The organism is Bacteroides sp. An19 (genome assembly GCF_002160215.1).
Taxonomy (GTDB): Bacteria; Bacteroidota; Bacteroidia; order Bacteroidales; family Bacteroidaceae; genus Phocaeicola; species Phocaeicola intestinalis.
Genome location: NZ_NFKD01000008.1, coordinates 105,247 through 124,410, shown reverse-complemented (window position 1 = coordinate 124,410; position 19,164 = coordinate 105,247). Strand labels below are relative to the sequence as shown.

At 42.3% G+C, this 19,164-nt stretch carries 19 protein-coding genes; all 19 read left to right on the top strand.

The window, feature by feature from the left end:
- Positions 1 to 3: 3 nt before the first annotated feature.
- Genes B5F25_RS05755 through B5F25_RS05665 form a run of 19 tightly spaced genes read left to right on the top strand, consistent with a single transcriptional unit; the run spans position 4 to position 19,161 of the window.
- Positions 4 to 1,230 (top strand): beta-ketoacyl-[acyl-carrier-protein] synthase family protein, encoded by a 1,227-nt coding sequence (locus B5F25_RS05755; protein ID WP_022040321.1) that lies wholly within the window; start codon positions 4 to 6, stop codon positions 1,228 to 1,230.
- Between the two features lie 10 nt (positions 1,231 to 1,240).
- Entirely contained in the window at positions 1,241 to 1,756 is a 516-nt protein-coding gene (locus B5F25_RS05750) for a hypothetical protein (protein ID WP_087210174.1), read from the top strand.
- Entirely contained in the window at positions 1,756 to 2,862 is a 1,107-nt protein-coding gene (locus tag B5F25_RS05745) for a methyltransferase (RefSeq protein WP_087248210.1), read from the top strand. Before B5F25_RS05750 ends, B5F25_RS05745 begins: the two co-directional genes overlap by 1 nt.
- A gap of 13 nt (positions 2,863 to 2,875) precedes the next feature.
- Entirely contained in the window at positions 2,876 to 3,124 is a 249-nt protein-coding gene (locus B5F25_RS05740) for a phosphopantetheine-binding protein (RefSeq protein ID WP_022040318.1), read from the top strand.
- Between the two features lie 19 nt (positions 3,125 to 3,143).
- On the top strand, positions 3,144 to 4,022 hold the full coding sequence (locus B5F25_RS05735; protein WP_225226431.1) for a lipid A biosynthesis acyltransferase: 879 nt from the start codon (positions 3,144 to 3,146) through the stop codon (positions 4,020 to 4,022).
- Positions 4,019 to 4,480: a hypothetical protein gene (locus tag B5F25_RS05730; RefSeq protein WP_022040316.1), complete on the top strand. Its 462-nt coding sequence runs from the start codon at positions 4,019 to 4,021 to the stop codon at positions 4,478 to 4,480. Before B5F25_RS05735 ends, B5F25_RS05730 begins: the two co-directional genes overlap by 4 nt.
- Before the next feature lie 5 nt (positions 4,481 to 4,485).
- Positions 4,486 to 4,899: an acyl-CoA thioesterase gene (locus tag B5F25_RS05725; RefSeq protein WP_087210172.1), complete on the top strand. Its 414-nt coding sequence runs from the start codon at positions 4,486 to 4,488 to the stop codon at positions 4,897 to 4,899.
- Complete coding sequence (locus B5F25_RS05720) at positions 4,887 to 6,566, top strand: beta-ketoacyl synthase N-terminal-like domain-containing protein (RefSeq protein ID WP_087248190.1); 1,680 nt, start codon at positions 4,887 to 4,889, stop codon at positions 6,564 to 6,566. The genes B5F25_RS05725 and B5F25_RS05720 overlap by 13 nt, the downstream gene beginning before the upstream one ends.
- A 12-nt stretch (positions 6,567 to 6,578) precedes the next feature.
- On the top strand, positions 6,579 to 6,839 hold the full coding sequence (locus B5F25_RS05715) for a phosphopantetheine-binding protein (RefSeq protein WP_022040313.1): 261 nt from the start codon (positions 6,579 to 6,581) through the stop codon (positions 6,837 to 6,839).
- Positions 6,840 to 6,845: 6 nt separating this feature from the next.
- Complete coding sequence (locus B5F25_RS05710) at positions 6,846 to 8,615, top strand: beta-ketoacyl synthase N-terminal-like domain-containing protein (RefSeq protein ID WP_087248206.1); 1,770 nt, start codon at positions 6,846 to 6,848, stop codon at positions 8,613 to 8,615.
- 6 nt (positions 8,616 to 8,621) lie between these two features.
- Positions 8,622 to 8,978 (top strand): EamA family transporter, encoded by a 357-nt coding sequence (locus B5F25_RS05705; protein ID WP_022040311.1) that lies wholly within the window; start codon positions 8,622 to 8,624, stop codon positions 8,976 to 8,978.
- A gap of 16 nt (positions 8,979 to 8,994) precedes the next feature.
- Entirely contained in the window at positions 8,995 to 9,612 is a 618-nt protein-coding gene (locus tag B5F25_RS05700; protein ID WP_087248188.1) for an outer membrane lipoprotein carrier protein LolA, read from the top strand.
- On the top strand, positions 9,599 to 10,027 hold the full coding sequence (locus tag B5F25_RS05695) for a hypothetical protein (protein ID WP_087406383.1): 429 nt from the start codon (positions 9,599 to 9,601) through the stop codon (positions 10,025 to 10,027). The genes B5F25_RS05700 and B5F25_RS05695 overlap by 14 nt, the downstream gene beginning before the upstream one ends.
- Positions 10,011 to 10,403, top strand: coding sequence for a 3-hydroxymyristoyl/3-hydroxydecanoyl-ACP dehydratase (locus B5F25_RS05690; protein ID WP_022040308.1), 393 nt, complete (start codon positions 10,011 to 10,013; stop codon positions 10,401 to 10,403). Before B5F25_RS05695 ends, B5F25_RS05690 begins: the two co-directional genes overlap by 17 nt.
- Entirely contained in the window at positions 10,384 to 11,889 is a 1,506-nt protein-coding gene (locus tag B5F25_RS05685; RefSeq protein WP_087210163.1) for a glycosyltransferase, read from the top strand. The genes B5F25_RS05690 and B5F25_RS05685 overlap by 20 nt, the downstream gene beginning before the upstream one ends.
- Positions 11,882 to 13,381, top strand: a complete 1,500-nt coding sequence (locus B5F25_RS05680; RefSeq protein WP_087248187.1) for an NAD(P)/FAD-dependent oxidoreductase — start codon at positions 11,882 to 11,884, stop codon at positions 13,379 to 13,381. The genes B5F25_RS05685 and B5F25_RS05680 overlap by 8 nt, the downstream gene beginning before the upstream one ends.
- Positions 13,368 to 14,228, top strand: a complete 861-nt coding sequence (locus B5F25_RS05675; protein WP_087210157.1) for an alpha/beta hydrolase — start codon at positions 13,368 to 13,370, stop codon at positions 14,226 to 14,228. Before B5F25_RS05680 ends, B5F25_RS05675 begins: the two co-directional genes overlap by 14 nt.
- On the top strand, positions 14,225 to 17,851 hold the full coding sequence (locus B5F25_RS05670; protein ID WP_087248185.1) for a 1-acyl-sn-glycerol-3-phosphate acyltransferase: 3,627 nt from the start codon (positions 14,225 to 14,227) through the stop codon (positions 17,849 to 17,851). The genes B5F25_RS05675 and B5F25_RS05670 overlap by 4 nt, the downstream gene beginning before the upstream one ends.
- Positions 17,851 to 19,161, top strand: coding sequence for an alpha/beta hydrolase-fold protein (locus B5F25_RS05665; protein ID WP_087248183.1), 1,311 nt, complete (start codon positions 17,851 to 17,853; stop codon positions 19,159 to 19,161). Before B5F25_RS05670 ends, B5F25_RS05665 begins: the two co-directional genes overlap by 1 nt.
- The last annotated feature ends 3 nt before the right edge of the window (positions 19,162 to 19,164 follow it).

The window sequence follows — 19,164 nt, the reverse complement described above, 5'->3', positions numbered from 1 at the left end:
CTTATGAATAAGAGAGTAGTAGTTACCGGTATCGGTGCATGGACGTGCATCGGTACAGATATAGATACTATCAAGTGTTCTTTGTATGAAGGAAAATCGGGTATAGGTATTGATAAAGCCCGTATCGCTTATGGATTCAGGTCGCCTCTGACGGGAATCGTAGAAAAGCCCCAATTGAAAGGATTGCTTGACCGCCGTCAGCGGGCTTGCCTGTCGGAAGAAGCCGAATATGCATATATGGCAGCCCGTGAGGCTTTCCGGATGGCAGGTGTAGACAGCTCTTATTTGGCAGGCAATGAGGTGGGCTGTATTTTCGGAAACGATTCTACAGCAGAGGCCGTCATCAAAGGTTATCAGATTATGGCGGAAAAACACGACTCCGAACTGGTCGGTTCCGGGTCTATTTTCCAGTCGATGAATTCTACGGTCAATATGAATTTGTGCTCTATCTTTGGCTTGCGTGGCATCAACTTTACGGTAAGTGCCGCTTGTGCTAGCGGCAGTCATTCGATAGGTCTGGGCTATATGCTGATTAAGCAGGGATTGCAGGACATGATTCTGTGCGGTGGAGCACAGGAAGTCAATATGTACGGAATGTCCTCGTTCGATGCTATCCGTACTTTTTCGATGCGGACAGATGAGCCGGACAAGGCTTCCCGCCCTTTCGACCGTGACCGTGACGGTTTGATACCAAGTGGTGGTGCAGCGGCTCTTGTACTTGAAGAGTATGAACATGCCAAGGCGCGGGGGGCAGAGATTTTATGTGAAGTATGCGGCTATGGCTTTTCCAGCAATGGTGGAGGTATCTCTCAGCCTAGTGATGAAGGGTCGGCACTTGCCATGATGCGGGCAATGAAGGATGCTGCGATTGAGGCAGACGATGTAGATTACATCAATGCCCATGCAACCTCTACACCGCGTGGTGACATGGTAGAGGCGATGGCTTTATCCCGTCTGTTCGACAAGAAACATGCATGGATATCCAGTACGAAGTCGATGACCGGGCATGAATGCTGGATGGCAGGTGCAAGCGAGCTGGTTTATTCGATTGTCATGATGCAGAATAATTTTGTGGCTCCTAACATTAATTTCATGAATCCGGACGAATATTCGGAGAAGTTGCATTTGGCTACAAAGACTATAGATATGGAGTTGGATGTTATATTAAGCAATTCTTTTGGCTTTGGAGGAACAAATTCGGCATTGGTTATTAAGAAGTTAAACAAATAAATATTTTTGAATGATGAAGAAGGTTATTTTGTCCCTTGTGTTTGTACTGGGAAGCTTATTTTATGTGGGAGCTCAAGAAAAAACAATATTGGATGTAAGCCAAGCACAGGTAGTTAATCTGGTTGTCGATTTTTCGAATGCTTCTATACATAACATGGATGAAAATGCTTTTTCAACCTATGAGCCGAGTTATGCCAAAGGAAAGAATGAAGTGATTGCTAAATTGGTTGAAGAATTTAACGATGAGGAAAAAGTAGGTTTTATATTGGGCAATTTCCCAAAAGCTGACTATACGGTTAAGGTAAATGTCGTGTCAGTCAGCAGGAAAGGTGACATGCTCAGCAATGCTGAGATTTTAGACATCGACGGGAATGTGATTGCTACGATTTCAGACATAAAAGGAGATGGAGGTACCTTTGGCTCTAACATGAACCTGATGGGTGACGGGTGTAAGTCTACCGGTGAAGCGTTGGCCAAACGTATGGCAAAGATGATAAAGGTTGAAAAGAAAAAAGCGAAACAATGATACATTTATTTCCTGCATTGGAAGAACGGTACACGAAGGAACATTTATCGGCACGCGAAGCACAACGCTTGGCAGAGTTTATTGCGTGGGGACCTGTGGTATTCCAAGTTGCTAGGATTATGCTTAAATGGGGCATCCTGGATCTGATAAGAGATTCTGGAGAAGGTCTTACACTTGAAGAAATCGTGAAGAAGACGAAACAGTCAGAGTATGCAGTCAAGTGTTTGCTGGAAGCTTCGTTGAGCATAGGTATTCTGTTGGTCGATGTGCAGGCCGAACGTTATACATTGAGCAAGACTGGTTGGTTTCTGATAAACGATCCGGCTACCCGGGTTAATATCGATTTTAATCAGGATGTGAATTATGAAGGGTGGTTTCATCTGGAAGCATCCTTGAAAGAGGGAAAGCCCGTGGGACTGAAACATTTCGGCGGTTGGCCTACTATTTATGAAGGTCTTTCGGAGTTGCCGGAGCAGGTGCAGCGTTCATGGTTTGCATTTGACCATTTTTACAGTGATGCCTCTTTCCCTGAAGCTTTGCAGATTGTGTTTAAGAAGCATCAGACACGCTCGTTGTATGATGTAGGTGGAAATACGGGCAAATGGGCTTTACAATGTGTGCATTTTGATAAAGAGGTCGAGGTGACTGTTCTGGATTTGCCGCAGCAGATAGAGATGATGAAAAAACAGATAATGCCTGATGCAGAAGCCAGACGGATAAAGGGATTCGGCATGAACCTTTTGGATAAAAACAGTGCGTTCCCCCGTCGGGAAGGTGGTGTGGATGCAATATGGATGTCTCAGTTTCTGGATTGTTTTTCTATGGATGAAATCGTCAGCATTCTTTTACGCGCCAGGGAAGTGATGTCGGGTCAAACCCGGTTATACATCATGGAGACACTTTGGGACCGTCAGCATTTCGAACCGGCTGCTTTTTGTCTTACGATGACTTCGCTCTATTTTGCTGCTTTAGCAAACGGGAACAGCAAAATGTATCATACGAATGATTTGTCAGAATGTATCGGTAAGGCAGGATTGGAAATAGAGGAAATATTCGATGGCTTGGGCCAGGGACATAGTATTTTAGTTTGTAAATTGAAACAATAATAATTAAAGAAATATGAGCAGAAAAGAAATAGAACAAAAAGTAAAAGCGTTGATGGTAGACGAACTGGAAATAGAAGAGGATAAGATTTTTCCTGAAGCCAGTCTGAAAGATGATATGGGTATTGACAGTTTGGACTACGTGGACATTGTCGTTATTATAGACCGGGTGTTTGGTTTTAAGATAAAGCCCGAAGACATGACAGGGGTGAAGACTTATGGCCAATTCTGTGATTACATCGAAAGCAAGTTAAACTGTCAGTAATTTTTGTTATTGTATTGCAATGGAGAAGCAATGGGCAGGTACGACATACGGGAATAACTGGATGCATCGATGGCTGATTAGGATGTTGCGTTATATTGATGTAAGAGTGTTCTATGTTTTTACGGCACTTTTTGTTATACCGGTATGTTTGATACTGAACCCAAGCCGCAAGATTATTTTCCATTATATGCGTAAGCGTATGCAGTTCGGCTGTCTGCGCTCGGCGTGGTATACCTATCTGAACCATTGCCTTTTCGCCCAAGTAGTCATCGATAAGTTTGCCATGTATGCAGGAAAAAGGTTTGAAGTGAAGGTGGTTGGTTATGATGCTTATCTCCGTTTGCTTGAAAAGCCCGATGCGTTCGTACAGTTGAGTTCTCATATCGGGAATTATGAAATTGCCGGTTATTCTTTGAAGGCAGACAAGAAAGCGTTCAATGCTTTGGTTTATTGGGGGGAAAAGGAATCGGTAATGAAGAACCGGATGTTCCTGTTCAAGGATACACATATCCGTATGATACCTGTATCTCCGGATATGTCACATCTGTTCGATATCAATGCAGCCCTATCAAAAGGGGAAGTGGTAAGCATACCGGCAGACCGAATCTGGGGGTCGCCTAAAAAACTGGTGAAGTGTTTCTTGGGTGGGGAAGCTTCATTTCCCTATGGACCTTTCAGCATAGCGACGATGCGTTCGCTGGACGTTGTGGCTGTAAACGTGATGAAGACTGCTGCAAAGCAATATACGATTTATATTACTCCTTTATTATATAATAAAGAGGCAAACGGCAAGGCTCGGATAGAAGAACTTTCTGATGCTTATGTGAAAGAACTGGAGAAAATGCTTGGCCTGTATCCGACACAATGGTATAATTATTTTGATTTTTGGCATGAATGAAGATGAATGAATTTGATTTTTATAACCCATCAGACGAATTTATGCGTAGTATCCGTCTGAGCGAACTTTTACCGCAGCAGCCTCCGTTTGTAATGATTGATTGCCTGACTCATTACGAAAAAGATAAAGTGGTTAGTGAGACTACAATCCGGGAAACAAATATTTATGTGGAACATGGAGTGATGCAAGGTTATGGACTTATTGAGAACATCGCCCAGACTTGTGCCGCACGTATTGGGTATATCAATAAATACATTCTGAAGCAGGGCATCCAAATCGGTTATATCGGTTCACTGAAGAATCTTACTATTGAATCGCTGCCTCATACGGGCGATGTGATAACGACAGAGGTTACGGTTCAAGATGAAATTCTGGGAATGATTTTGGCAAAGGCTATTATCCGAAAAGGCAATCAGCTCCTTGTAAATGCTGATTTGAAGATTGCTTTAAAAAGTTAGCTGGTATGGTATTGACGGAAAAAGTAGGAATAAAGGTCAGGTTTAGCGAAGTGGATATGATGAAGGTTGTCTGGCATGGTTCGTATGCTAAGTATCTGGAAGATGCACGTGAGGCTTTCGGGGAAAAATACGGACTTACTTATGAAGGATATCTGGAGCATGCATGTTATGCGCCTATTGTGGACATGCAAATCCAGTACCGCAAACCTCTTAGGTATGGAAGCAAGGCTTATGTAAGCATATCTTACCAGCCTACAGAAGCAGCCAAGATTATCTTTCATTACGAAATCAGGGATTATGAGGATGATTCATTGTATTGCCGGGCCACTACCGTACAAGTTTTTATGGATATGGATTATCAACTCTTGTTTAGTAATCCTGATTTTTTTGAAGAATGGAAGCGCAAATGGCAACAGTAGTAGCACATAATATCATATCGCCACTTGGCTTTACGAGTGAGATGAATTATCATGCAATCAAGTGTGGCAATTCTTCGTTGCGTCTTTGCGAAAAAGCATTCGGTACCTCATTGTCGGTAACAGCGTCTGTCTTTGATGAGGCAATGCGGAAACAGCTTCTGGTTGAAGGATTTACTTGGTTTGAATCTCTTGTTATCCATTCGGTCCGGAAGGCGATTGCTGACATCGGTATGGATGTATCGGGTAAAGAGGTATGTTTTGTGTTGAGTACCACGAAAGCGAATGTCGAATCGTTGGACACTATCTCGGATGAACAAGTTTTGCCAGGAAGAACGGCTGAGAAGATTGCCCGTTATTTGGGTTTTGTCAATGAACCTCTTGTGGTATGTAATGCCTGTATCTCGGGTGTCTCTGCTTTGATTGCTGCTTCGCGGCTGATTGATGCTGGTTTTTATCGTCATGTGGTGGTATGTGGTTGCGATGTGTTGGGAAAATTCATCGTTTCCGGATTTGAGTCTTTAAAAGCACTTTCTCCGGATGAATGCAGACCGTTTGACGAAGAACGCATCGGACTTAATTTGGGCGAGGCAGCCGCTACTGTCGTTTTGTCGGCAAGCAAGGGGAAATGGCATATCTGCAGAGGGGCGGTATGTAATGATGCATATCATATCAGTACTCCCTCGCCGAAAGGGATTGGTTCGGGGATGGCACTTGCAAAGGTGCTTGGCAATGAAAAAGAAGAGTTGGCTTTTATCAATCTGCATGGTACGGCAACTCTGTATAATGACCAGATGGAATGGAAAGCGCTTGAACGCTCTCACCTTACGGACGTTCCGGCAAATGCATTGAAAGGTTATTTTGGGCATACTATGGGGGCTGCTGGTGTAATGGAATGTATTATTTCGATGTTATCGGCAGATGATGGTGTTATCTTAGGTACCAGAGGTTTTCATGCTTCCGGTGTCTCAGGGGTTATCAATATGTCTTCCCATAACCGTAGTTCCGATAAAGACGCTTTTGTCAAACTCATTTCTGGATTCGGAGGGTGCAATGCAGCCGTTTTCTTTACTGGTAAGGCGGAAGAAGATAACCGTGTGTTACATCTTCCGGATTATACGACAATAAGCAAAGTTATTCTATCTTCGCAGGAAATATGGATAAATGAAAACCGGCTGCCGATGGTGGAAAGAGGGAAAAACCTGATAGTGGAACTGTATAAGCGCAGCATGGGAGACTACCCACGTTTTTATAAGATGGATGGTTTGTCTCGGTTAGGGCTGGTCGCTGCAGAACTGTTGTTCCAATCGGTGCCGGATTTTGACAGCTATGAACAGACTGCCATTGTCCTGTTCAACCACAGTTCGTCTCTTTGTGCGGATAAGAAATACCTTGCATCTATCAGCGGGGAGAATAATTTTTTCCCAAGCCCCAGTGCTTTTGTCTATACTTTGCCCAATATAGTCAACGGGGAAATAGCGTTACGGCATGGTATGCATAGTGAAACATCGTTTTATATTTTGCCAGAGCGGGATGAAAAAATGATGGGGCAACTGGTAAGTTCAACTTTGGCTGATGAAAATCTCTCTTATTGCTTAACCGGCTGGCTGGAATATATGGGAGATGATGATTTTGTAGCTGATATTAGATTGATTAAAAAAGTAAATTGAAAATAAGACACTATGGAAGATTTGGTATTGAAACTTAAAGAACAGATTATTGAAGCATTAAATTTAGAAGGAGTATCTCCTGAAGATATAGATGTCAAAGCACCGCTTTTCGGTGATGAAGGTCTGGGGCTCGATTCGATTGATGCCCTGGAGATTATTGTGCTGTTGGAAAAGAACTATGGTATCCGTTTGTCTAATGCAGCAGAAGGAAAGGCTATTTTTACCAGTATAGAGCATATAGCGGATTATGTAAAAGAACACCGCACTAAATAAGTGATTGTGAAACAACGTATAGCGATAACAGGCAGCGGCATCATTTGTGCGATAGGTACAGATAAGAAAACTGTATCTGATGCGCTGGTAGCCCGTAAGAGTGGTATCCAGGGCATGAAGTATCTTCCTTCGTGTCATAAAGACCTGCTGGTAGGAGAAGTAAAGCAATCGGATGAAGAGCTGAAAATTTCATTGGGCATACGGGCTGACAAGATTGTCAGCCGTACGGTCTTGCTGGGAGCCTATGCGGTGCGTCAGGCTTTGGATGATGCCGGTCTGAAGCTTCCATATTTGAAAACCAGGCGTGTCTGCTTTATTTCCGGTACTACCGTGGGAGGGATGGATGTGACAGAACGTTTTTATCATTCTATCCTGGCCGATGATACCTATTTGGATTATCTGGATGCATTTGATTGCGGTAAATCTTCGGTGGATATTGCAGAACTTGCAGGGCTTGATGCGGATACCTGTACTGTCTCTACGGCTTGTTCTTCAGCATTGAATGCAATTATTCTTGGAACGAGAATGCTGTTGGCTGGCGAAGCAGACCTTATTGTCGCTGGCGGGGCTGAATCTCTTTCCCTGTTTCATTTGAATGGGTTTAAGAGTCTGATGATTTTGTCATCTGAACCATGTCGTCCTTTTGATGCTTCCCGTTCAGGATTGAATTTGGGTGAAGGTGCTGCCTATGTCGTGCTGGAGCGTTTTGAGGATGCTGTTGCCCGTCATGCTGAAGTTTCGGCTTTCATAGCCGGATATGGTAACCGTTGTGATGCTTTTCATCAAACAGCCACATCTGAAAATGGAGAAGGTGCATATTTGGCTATGCAGGATGCCTTATGTATGGCGGGAATAGATTATACGCAGGTTGATTATATAAATGCTCATGGTACCGGGACTTTGAATAATGACCAAAGCGAATCGGTCGCTTTAAAGCGTTTGTTTGGCGGAAATATTCCACCGGTATCAAGTACCAAATCGTTTACCGGACATACGACGAGTGCATCAGGAGCGATAGAGACTGTTATTTCCTTGATAGCTATGCGGAATCATTATATTCCTGTTAATCTTGGCTGGCAGACAGCAGATACCAATTGTATTGTTCCCTTTATGGGTAATGGGCAATGCCGGTTGCAGTATGTGCTATGTAATTCTTTTGGTTTTGGAGGCAATGATACATCGTTATTGTTATCACAGCAGGAAAGTGAATTACCGTTGTCTGACAGTAAAGTGGAGGCTGAAATTCTTTCCGGGTATGAATTAAAGGATTTGGATGAACTGAAACTGTTGAAGCAGTTTATTCCGCCTATTGAGCAAAGGCGTATGGACTTATTGACCAAAGCGGCTATGTACACTTCTTTGAAAGTACTTTCGGAAGCCGGCATTCATTCGCCGGATGCCATTATTGTAGCGACTTCACACGGAATGCTGACTAACAGTGAAAAGATTCTGCGAGGCATTGATACTTTGGGTGAAGATAGTGTCAGCCCTACGCTTTTTATGCAAAGTACACATAATACCCTGGCCGGAATCCTGGCTGTACGTTTGAAATGTCATGGTTATAACATGACGTATGTGCAAGGTGAGGATTCTTTGCGGTGGGCAATAGCGGATGCACGGATGCTTATAACTGAAGGCAAGGCTAAGGTGGTGCTTGTAGGATGTCATGATGAATGTACCGGACAATATGCTTCGTTCCTTAAACGTGCCGGGAAAAAGGAATTGCCATGCATCAGTTCAAAGAGTTTGGTTATAGTGAAAAAAAATAATAAGTAGACAGCTATGAATTTCGGACTTTTCCCTTTGGCGGTTATTCAGAGTATCTTGCTTACGTTAGGGCAAGTTACCTTGAAGTTTGGACTGATGAGAATGGAGCCTTTCGGCTGGACCAGATCATTTTGGATTTCGGTCTTTGCCAATTGGCAATTTGCTTTGAGCGGCATTTGTTTTGGTGCAGCCAGTTTGCTTTGGATGTATATTCTTAAACATTATCCGTTAAGTTCATCTTATCCATTGGTGAGTTTAAGCTATGTCTTCGGGCTGTTGGCTGCAATGGTCTTTTTTCAGGAAGAAGTAGACTTCTATAAATGGTTAGGAGTGTCTTTAATTGTGTTAGGTTGTTTTATTATAGCGAATTAGTTAAATTTTATACTCTATGAATAGATTCTTGTTATGGCTCGTATGCTGTTTGTCGCCACTTGCTTTTTGGGGTCAGGAGATATCCAAAGACGCGATAATTAAAGAGATAAGTAGGTCTGCTGCAACCATTAAAACCATGCAGTGTGATTTCGTTCAGACCAAACGCATGAAGATGTTGGGCAGTGAATTGGTATCAAAAGGAAGAATGAGCTGTTCGCAGCCGGATAAATTGAGGTGGGAATATCTTTCGCCTTATACCTATACGTTTGTTTTATACAAGAATAAGGTGATGATGAAGAAAGGGGAGCGTACAGACGTCATTGATGTAAACAGTAATCGGATGTTTAAGGAAATTGCAGCCATTATGTTGAACAGTGTACTTGGGAATTGTTTCTCGGACAAGAGTTTTGAAGTGGATGCTAAACAGGAAAACGGACAGTATGTAGCGACATTGTTACCGATGAAAAAAGAAATGAAGATGATGTTCTCGCGTATTGTGCTTCATTATGATAAAGTGCAATCCATGGTTCGTGAGGTAGAACTGTATGAAAAAAACGGTGACAATACTACGATTACACTGACTCATGTGCGTAAGAATGAACCTATTGATGAAAAAATATATGATGTTGAATAGCCTGAAGTCTAGGATTGTTATTCTTGTCTTATGCTTTGGGGCTGTGTGCCAATGGGCAGCAGGACAATCGTTCCCGGAAAAGGAAGGTGAACGTGTATATTATGATTTTTCGATGCGCAGGTCGGATATGGAGTTGAGTGGTATCTGTATCTTGCTTTGCAGTGGAGATACGGTGAAGGCAAGTATTGTGAATAATTTCGGAGCTACATTGATTGATTATTCTTATGATACGAAAAAGTCGAAAATAAAATTGCATTATGTTTTTGAAAAGCTGAACAAATGGTATATACGGCGTGTGTTGAAGCGGAATTTGAAGAAGATAATGTTAGCGATGCGTTCTGGAGAAAGTTCATATAAGGATGTAAGGCATAAACTGAGTTATACTTTTATTTTAAACCATGATATTGAGAAATAATTTATATACGGTTATCCGTAAAGAGGAAACATCTGGAGGCATTTCGTATGTTATCCGGTTGAATCCTGACCATTTTATATATGAGGCACATTTTCCTGGCGAACCTGTGACTCCGGGGGTATGTATCTTGCAGCTGGCTCAAGAGTTGCTTGCACTGGAAATAAATGAACATTTGGAGCTGAAGAAAATAAAAAATGCAAAGTTTACTGCGGTGATTTCACCAGACCAGTTGACGGAATTAACAGTAGCCTTTCCTTCGATAGAAATCGGTAAGGAAGAAGTTGCATGCCAGTGTGTGATAAGTAACATACAGCTTGATTTGGTTTATGCTAAGTTGTCTATCATTTGTCGGAAGCATGAGAGATACGAATTATAACCAACTTGACGAATTATGCGACCGTGGCATTTGCATAATCATACCTACTTATAATAATGAAAAGACTATCGTGGAGGTGGTGCAACGGGCTATGGAGCAATGCCGTGATGTGATTGTCGTCAATGATGGCAGTACGGATGCCACTACGGAATTGCTTCATGCCGTAAAGGGTATTACCCTTGTTGAATATGATAACAATAAAGGCAAGGGAAAAGCTTTGCAGCTAGGCTTTAGGAAAGCTCTTGAAATGGGTTTTTCGTATGCCATTACATTGGATGCCGACAACCAGCATTATCCGGAAGATATACCTGTGTTGCTTGAAGCCAATAAGAAATATCCGGGTTGCTTTGTTTTAGGGCGGAGGAATTTGTCTGGGGTAGAACGTTCTTTCGGGAGTAAGTTTGCAAATGTTTTCAGCAATTTCTGGTTTTGTGTGCAGACATTGCAGTATGTTCCGGATACCCAGACCGGTTATCGGTTATATCCCTTGCACAAACTTTACGGAATCAATGGGCTGACATCACGTTACGAGGCAGAACTGGAGTTGCTGGTCTTTGGAGCCTGGCGTGGCGTGAAAATTGTATCGGTTCCGGTGCGTGTCTATTATCCTCCTCGCGAAGAACGGGTGAGTCATTTTAGGCCAGGTAAGGACTTTTTTCGGATTTCGGTCTTGAATACGTTTTTGTGCCTGTTGGCTTTGGTATATGGATGGCCTTTAGCTGCATGGAGAGGATTAAGGATATTGGTTAGTACGCTCTTAGCCTTGTTGTTCTTCTTGGTAGGAACATTACTGGTGATTACTCCATTTTCGTTGTGTTATGTGGCTTTATCTAAAGTCGTAAAGTTGGATTTCAGTGCGATTCGTAAGCTTCTTCATGTATTTGGTTCTTTAACAGTCAGAATGCTTCCACTCATAGGGGTAAAGACGCGCATCATGAACCAATCTTTTGAAGATTTTTCAAAACCTGCCATGATAATCTGCAATCATCAAAGCCATTTGGATTTGATGTTGCAGTTGAGCCTGACATCTAAGATTGTATTTCTGACTAATGATTGGGTTTGGAAAAGCCGTTATTTTGGCTTTGTCATACGTCATGCCGAATATTACCCTATATCGGCAGGTATTGATGTGATTCTGCCTAAATTGAAGACATTGGTAGAGCGTGGCTATTGTATTTCTGTCTTTCCGGAAGGAACCCGTTCACCGGACGGACAAATCGGGCGGTTTCATAAGGGGGCTTTCTATATAGCCGAGCAATTGAAGCTTGATATTCTTCCACTGGTAATTTATGGTGCAAACAGGGTATTGCCTAAAAAAGGAAAATATATGCGGACCGGCAATATTCTTTTCTCTATCGGTGAACGGATTAGTCCCGTAAAACAAAGGGAAATAGCTGAATCCATTTTGCAGAGAGCAAAACTGTTCAGGCAGTTTTATGTAAATTCTTACCATAAGATTTGTAATAAATACGATCAGAATGCTTAACAAGGAGGTGATTGTTATTGGTGCCGGACTTGGCGGACTTTTTTCGGCTGCGTTGCTTTCGAAAGAAGGCATGAAAGTGACTGTTATTGAAAAAAACAGGAAGCCGGGTGGGGGAATGCAAAGTTACAACCGTAAAGGTGCTGTGTTTGATACCGATATGCATGTGATAACAAGCATGTTTGAAGGGGGGAGCGTATACAGGTTGTGCCGCTACCTGGGTATTTTGAATGATATTTGTATTGAAAATGTCGCTGATGGCATTTCTGATAAAATATATGTGGCAGAAGACAATTCTGTGTATAACATATCGGCAGGAAGGGAGGGATTCATGCAGTCTTTGTTGCATTATTTCCCTGATGAGGAGCACGACATCTGTGCATATGTAAAGGCATTGGATGCAATAACCGATGAGATGGATTTATTCTTGTTGCGTAATTCCAGACAAAACGTGTTTGTACAGAATGCAGACTTTTTTATGCCGGTCGACCAATTTATATCCAAGTATATCCATAACCTGAAATTGCGTCGCCTTTTGGCATACATGAATGTGCTTTATGCTGGAGATTGCCGTGTAACTCCCGCTTATCTTCATGCAGTGATAGCTGTTCTGTTGCAAAAAGGGGTCAGCCGGTTCAAAGGAGGAACATACCGTTTTGTCGAAGTCTTGGTTCGTTTTATTCAGGCACATGGGGGGACGGTTATAACAGGTGAAGGGGTTTCCGACATTATTGTGGAAGGAGATAAAGTGAAGTATGTGAAGACAGATGCCGGCCGTGTCCTGTCTGCCGATGTATATATTTCATCTATACATCCGGCTGTTTTATTGGACTTGTTGTCTGATAGATTTGCAGTATCAAAATCTTATTATGCTCAATTGCAAGGAACAGAAGATTCATGTTCTGCATTTATTCTCAATATCAAACTCAAGAAAGATTCGTTTCCTTATATGCGTTATTCCAGTTACTACTTTGAGAGTTATGAGAGTGTATGGAGTGCCAACCGCAAAGGGGCTATCACGAAATTTATGTTCTTGACTCCCCCGGTGCAGGATCAGGGAGAATATGCGCATACTTTATGCATTACGGTTCCTATGGACTGGAATGAGGTGGTTGCTTGGGAAAACTCAACGATTGGGAAACGCAGTAAAAGTTATTATGAGTGGAAAGATAAGGTAGCTGAAACGGTTTTGAGCAAAATGGAAAGATTGTTTCCTTTTTTTAGAGAAGTTATCGCATTGGTAGATACGGCTTCGCCTCTTACGATTCGTGACCATACAGGAGTACGGCATGGGGCTATGTGCGGATATAAGAAAGATGTAAATAATTTTATTACTTCTCATTTGCCCGTCCGTACGCGATTATCCAATCTGTTATTGACAGGTCAGAATGTGAATATCCATGGTTTTTGTGGAGTAATCTTGACTTCGTTGCAAACTTGTGAGGAAATTTTGGGAACTAATTATATAATAGAGAAATTGCATGTTGAAGGTTAAATTGTTCATACTTGCACTGGCATTTTCCATTAAAGGCTTGTCGCAGATAAATATTTGGGAAGGTACGGCTTGTCATGCAGATGTTATATTGACTCCTTATCTTTCGCCGGGAACGGATAATCCAGCAGTAGTTATTTTACCGGGAGGCAGTTATTTTTGGCATGCCGATGTAACAGAAGGCAGAGATGTGGCATTGTGGCTGCAAAAGAACGGTATATCTGCATTTGTCTTAAAATATCGGACAGCCAAGGTACCGGCATTCCTTTTCCGGTATCGGTATATCTTTAGAGGGAACCGTTATCCGGACCCGCAAAATGACTTACGGCAAGCTTTGCGTCTGATTAGGGAGAATGCAGCACAATATGGCATAGATGTAAAACAATTGGGGGTTATGGGATTTTCTGCCGGCGGACATCTGGCAATGTCGTCCGTGGTTTTGTTCCCCAAATCGGAATGGCCGGCTTTCATTGCTTCTGTCTATCCTGTAGTTACGATGAACGCTCCTTATGTCCATAAGCGTTCCCGTCGTGCATTGTTGGGAGACAATCGGATATGCAACCGTGTATTGTGTGATTCATTATCTTTGGAACGGCATGTTCCTGTTGATTGTCCTCCAGTCTTTTTAGTCAATTGTAAAGACGATCCTACCGTTGATTATCATAATTCCGTATTGCTGGATTCGGCTTTATCAGCTAATCATGTGCCACACCTGTATTTGCAATATGAAACAGGAGGGCATGGATTTGGTGCATCCTCAACCAAAGGAACGGCTGAGAGCCGGGCTTGGAAAAAGGAGTTTTTAAATTGGATGAATAGTTTATTAAAATCTAAGTCAATAGCAAGATGATACGTTTTGTAATCCGATTATACGATTATATGGCTGCACATAAAAGGTTGTGTGTATTGTCTTTTGTTGCCGTTACGTTTGTTTTCCTTGTTTCGTTGGTACGTTTGGATTACAAAGAAGACATATCGGCTTTTCTTCCTGTCAGTGGAAGTGAGAAGGAAGCTCTTTCGGTTTATCAGGATATTTCGGGAGCCAATCGGATTATTGCCGTGTTCGAAAATCAATGTGACTCTGATAGCATCTCAGCTTCTCCAGAATCGGTTATTGAGGCTATAAAAGATTATGAATCAATCATCCAGGAAACGGATACCCTGCATTGGGTATGTGGTCTGACTACTCAGGTTGATTTGGAAAAATATAATGAGTTGACTAGTTATATTTATGCTCATATTCCATATTTCCTGACGTCAAAAGATTACGTCCGGCTGGATAGTTTGTTGAATACGGAGGGATATATAAGCAGCCAGTTGGCTTTGGATAAGGAAATGCTGATGTTCCCGTCGTCTTCTCTTGTCTCGGAAAATATTTCACGTGACCCGTTGCATCTGTTTACACCTGTTTTGCAGTCATTGCAGACAATGAACGGAACGGCTTCTTTTGAAACTTATGATGGTTATATCTTTACGCCGGAAATGAATAAGGCTGTCGTGATGATGTATTCTCCGTTTGGGAATAGTGAAACGCAACACAATGCGCTCCTGGTGGATTATCTGTCATCTGTGGCTGATTCGCTGAAGATTTTACACCCCACGGTGAAGGTTCATCATACCGGTGGTCCCGTTATTGCTGTTGGTAATGCGAAACAGATAAAAAGTGATAGCCTTTTGTCGGCATCCATTGCCATCATTTTGATTCTTGTATTGCTTTTGTATGCGTTGAAACGGTTTTATCACTTGTTTCTGATAGCCGTGTCTATTTTGTGGGGTTGGGTTTTTGCCATGGGGATGCTGTCGTTTATTTATAAGGACATATCTCTGATTGTGGTAGGGATATCCAGTATTATATTGGGTATAGCCATTAACTATCCCCTTCATCTGATTGCCCATTTATCAGCAACAACCAGTATCCGGAGCGCATTGCGTGAAGTTGCTGCTCCATTGATTATTGGCAATGTTACAACGGTAGGTGCCTTTTTGGCATTGATTCCTTTGGATGCTGTTGCATTGCGTGACTTAGGACTTTTCAGTACTTTCCTTTTAATAGGCACTATCTTGTTTGTAATCATGTATTTGCCTCATGTCCTCCGTAATAAGGTGCGTGTGAAGGAGGATTCCGGTGAGAAAGCTACTGAGGCACCTTTTGAATGGGCTGGCAAGTTGTCGTTTAAGGGGAGTCCGTTGGTTTTGCTGGTATTATTGGTGCTGACCCTTGTATTGGGGTATTTCAGTCTGTCGACACGTTTTGATGCTAATCTGGCAAATATCAATTATATGACAGAAGAGCAGCGGAAAGATATGCAGTATTTCCAACAGCTGGCATCTGATGAGGATAACGATTTGGAATCGGTATATGTGGTTTCGAAAGGTTCTTCTTTCGATGAGGCTTTATCTTTCCATTCTGCCATACAAGACTCTTTGGCAAGTTTGGTGCACCCTGCAAAAGGTGAACGTTTATATTCCTGTACACGTTTCTTTTGTTCGAAGGATGAACAGTTGGAGCGTTTGTCTTTGTGGCATCAATTTATAGATACTCATCGGAACAAGCTTTTCGATGAGTTCAGAGAGGCGTGTAGCCAGGAAGGTTTTGTTGAAGAGGCGTTTGTGCCGTATTTTGATATTTTATGTGCTGATTATGCGGGAACCTTGCCGGATAAAGCCGGTTTATTAAAGCATATTTCGGATTCGTATATCAGTATAGACAGTATATCCGGCACTTACAAGGTTGTTGATGTCCTGTCGGTTGATAAAGAGCGTGTGCATGCTATTGAAGAACAGGTATCAGACTGGGAAAATGCTCATTATTTCAGTTTTGACATCCAAGGCATGAACAGTGCTTTGGCCAATCATTTGTCTGATAATTTCAACTATATCGGTTGGGCTTGCGGTATGATTGTCTTTTTGTTTTTATGGTTTTCGTTCGGCAGGATTGAATTGGCATTGCTGGCTTTTTTACCGATGGCTGTCAGTTGGATTTGGATTTTGGGTATTATGGGCATTTTCGATATCCATTTTAATATTGTCAATATCATCCTTGCCACATTTATATTCGGACAAGGAGACGATTATACCATTTTTATCACAGAGGGATGTTGTTATGAATATGCTTACCGCAAGAAACTGTTGGCTTCTTACAAGAGTTCCATTATTCTTTCCGCACTGATTATGTTTATAGGTATAGGTACGTTGATATTTGCGAAACATCCTGCATTGCATAGTCTGGCAGAGGTGACAATTATCGGTATGTTTTCGGTGGTGCTTATGGCGTTTGCATTACCTCCGATTGTTTTCAATTGGATGGTAAGGCAAAAAGGTACTTACCGGCGTCGTCCGCTCACTCTTTCTGCTTTGGCAAGAACCTGGTTTTGCGGAATGTGGTGGTTGTGTCAATTGTTGGTCGGTTATCTGGCAGGAGGATTGCTTTTCTTATTCGTCAGGAGAAAAGTTCGGAGGCAAAGGGTGCTGAACCGGTTTGTAAGCTGGGTACACCGCATAGACCAGCATTTAATACCTGGGGTGCGTTATTCGCTGCGTAATCCTTACCGGGAAGATTTCGGCAAGCCTGCTATTATCATCTGCAACCATCAATCTCTGCTTGATCCGATGTGCTTGATGGCATTAAGTCCTAAGATACTTATCGTTGCCAATACGCATTCCAGTCATAATCCTGTTATTCGATTTATGTTCCGCTGGTTGGGCTTCTATACGATAGACCAGAACAATTTTAGGGCATGGCAAGACAGTTCTTTGCAACGTGATATCCATGTATTCCGCCATTATGTGGAACAAGGCTATAGCATAGCTGTATTTCCAGAAGGCATACGGAATGCGAAGTCTTCGATTTTGCGTTATCATAAGGGGGCTTTCTATCTGGCGCACGAACTAGGCATTGACATATTGCCGGTCATTATCCATGGGATGAATAACATCATGCCGCTGTATAGTTTTACTGCTCATCCGGGCAGGCTTACCGTTTGCATAGAGCAACGCATTACCTTATCGGATGCATTACGGGGAGAAACCTATGCGGAAACGACAAGATTGGTACACCGCTTTTTCATTGAAAGATACGAGCATTTATGCAAAGAACTGGAAACCTCTTCTTATTATAAGAACCTGGTGCTGGAAAGATACATGTACAAGGGAACGGACGTATTTAGGATGGTAAAGGCAAATATGAGGAAATATGGCAATTATGCCCAATGGGTGGATAATTTGCCTTTGGATGTAAAGACTGTATATGTCAAGCATAGCGGTTGGGGGGAATTTCCTTTGTTGTTGGCATTGGTCAATCCCAATGTTTCGGTTGTAGCGTTTGAGTCGAATGAAGAAAAAAGGACTTTGGCGTATTATAGTGCAGACGGAATTGTTTCAAATTTGTTATATACAGATAATTTGTCTATCTTTGAGAACGCAAAGGATGAACCGCAATCAGTGGTTTATGATGCAAATAATCTGATGGTCTGATGTATATGAGAATTTGTTTCTTTATAGGGATAGTCTTTTTCTGCAGCTTGAGGATGATGGGGCAGGTAGAAGGGATTGTAATTCATCCCGACCATTCTGTGACCTTTACTTTTAAAGCTTCTCATGCAAGGATTGTCCAGATAGCCGGGTCTATGTTTGCCCAGCGTAATAGGATTAAAACTCCTATCGGTTCTTTCTCGAAAGAATCAAAGAAGAAAATGAAACGGGAAGGAGACTTCTGGACCTATACGACCGTTCCTTTGCCTTCCGAATTTTATACCTACCGTTATTTCGTGGATGAAGATACGATTTACCTGGATAGGAACAATCCGAACCGGGTGAGGGATATTGATAAAGAATTCAATTATTTTATCATTGGGGGAGGCATTGCCGATAATTATGCTACCCGGAATGTCAGGCACGGTACATTGCATCATGTATGGTATCCGTCTGAACTTAATGGGATGAAAAAGCGGCGCATGACCATATACCTTCCGGCGGCTTATAGCTCGGGTAAGTCGTCTTATCCAGTTTTGTATTTGCTGCATGGTTCGGGGGGTGATGAAGATTCTTGGACAGCTTGCGGAAGGGCTATGCAGATATTGGACAATCTGATAAGCCAAGGGCTTTGCCGGCCAATGATTGTAGTGATGCCTAACGGGAATGTCACATTGGCCGCTGCGCCTGGAAGCGATCCGGCTCATCCGGATGTCCAGCCTGATGCCAATAACGTGGCATCGATGTTCGGGAAGTTTGAAAAATCTTTTGTAAAAGAAATCGTCGGTTATGTAGATGCCCATTACCGGACAATAAAGAACAAGGATGGGCGTGCCATAGCAGGTTTGTCGTTGGGAGGATTGCATACGCTGTATATTTCGTTGAACAATCCGGAGGTGTTTGATTATATCGGCCTGTTTTCAGCACAGACCACCAATGCGTTGAATAATAAAAGGATTCAGGGCATGAGGGGCATCAATGATGCTTGGAACGACCTTAAAAGTATTTTGCCTTTTATCGGGAACCGAGGTTTGGATAAAAAGATATCTTCGTTGACGGAAGGTGCCAATAACGGCGATTTAGCAATCTATGAACACATGCAGGAAAAAATGGAACGTTTGTTTGCTGATCCTCTGGCACTTTATTATATCGCCGTAGGCAAGGATGATTTTACAAAGAAATTGAATGATGATTTGCGCAAATTGTTGGATGCAAATGCTTATCCCTATGTTTACCATGAGACGGATGGTGGGCATACATGGGAAAATTGGCGCAAATACTTGGTTGATTTTTTACCAAAACTATTTAAATAGGAT

Bases quoted from the DNA above. Each gene is read 5' to 3' on its own strand.
- B5F25_RS05735 (WP_225226431.1), top strand. From the start codon at position 3,144: ATGGAGAAGCAATGGGCAGGTACGACATACGGGAATAACTGGATGCAT.
- B5F25_RS05755 (WP_022040321.1), top strand. From the start codon at position 4: ATGAATAAGAGAGTAGTAGTTACCGGTATCGGTGCATGGACGTGCATC.
- B5F25_RS05720 (WP_087248190.1), top strand. From the start codon at position 4,887: ATGGCAACAGTAGTAGCACATAATATCATATCGCCACTTGGCTTTACG.
- B5F25_RS05715 (WP_022040313.1), top strand. From the start codon at position 6,579: ATGGAAGATTTGGTATTGAAACTTAAAGAACAGATTATTGAAGCATTA.
- B5F25_RS05740 (WP_022040318.1), top strand. From the start codon at position 2,876: ATGAGCAGAAAAGAAATAGAACAAAAAGTAAAAGCGTTGATGGTAGAC.
- B5F25_RS05685 (WP_087210163.1), top strand. From the start codon at position 10,384: ATGAGAGATACGAATTATAACCAACTTGACGAATTATGCGACCGTGGC.
- B5F25_RS05690 (WP_022040308.1), top strand. From the start codon at position 10,011: ATGATATTGAGAAATAATTTATATACGGTTATCCGTAAAGAGGAAACA.
- B5F25_RS05695 (WP_087406383.1), top strand. From the start codon at position 9,599: ATGATGTTGAATAGCCTGAAGTCTAGGATTGTTATTCTTGTCTTATGC.
- B5F25_RS05725 (WP_087210172.1), top strand. From the start codon at position 4,486: ATGGTATTGACGGAAAAAGTAGGAATAAAGGTCAGGTTTAGCGAAGTG.
- B5F25_RS05750 (WP_087210174.1), top strand. From the start codon at position 1,241: ATGATGAAGAAGGTTATTTTGTCCCTTGTGTTTGTACTGGGAAGCTTA.
- B5F25_RS05675 (WP_087210157.1), top strand. From the start codon at position 13,368: ATGTTGAAGGTTAAATTGTTCATACTTGCACTGGCATTTTCCATTAAA.
- B5F25_RS05665 (WP_087248183.1), top strand. From the start codon at position 17,851: ATGTATATGAGAATTTGTTTCTTTATAGGGATAGTCTTTTTCTGCAGC.
- B5F25_RS05730 (WP_022040316.1), top strand. From the start codon at position 4,019: ATGAAGATGAATGAATTTGATTTTTATAACCCATCAGACGAATTTATG.
- B5F25_RS05705 (WP_022040311.1), top strand. From the start codon at position 8,622: ATGAATTTCGGACTTTTCCCTTTGGCGGTTATTCAGAGTATCTTGCTT.
- B5F25_RS05670 (WP_087248185.1), top strand. From the start codon at position 14,225: ATGATACGTTTTGTAATCCGATTATACGATTATATGGCTGCACATAAA.
- B5F25_RS05700 (WP_087248188.1), top strand. From the start codon at position 8,995: ATGAATAGATTCTTGTTATGGCTCGTATGCTGTTTGTCGCCACTTGCT.
- B5F25_RS05680 (WP_087248187.1), top strand. From the start codon at position 11,882: ATGCTTAACAAGGAGGTGATTGTTATTGGTGCCGGACTTGGCGGACTT.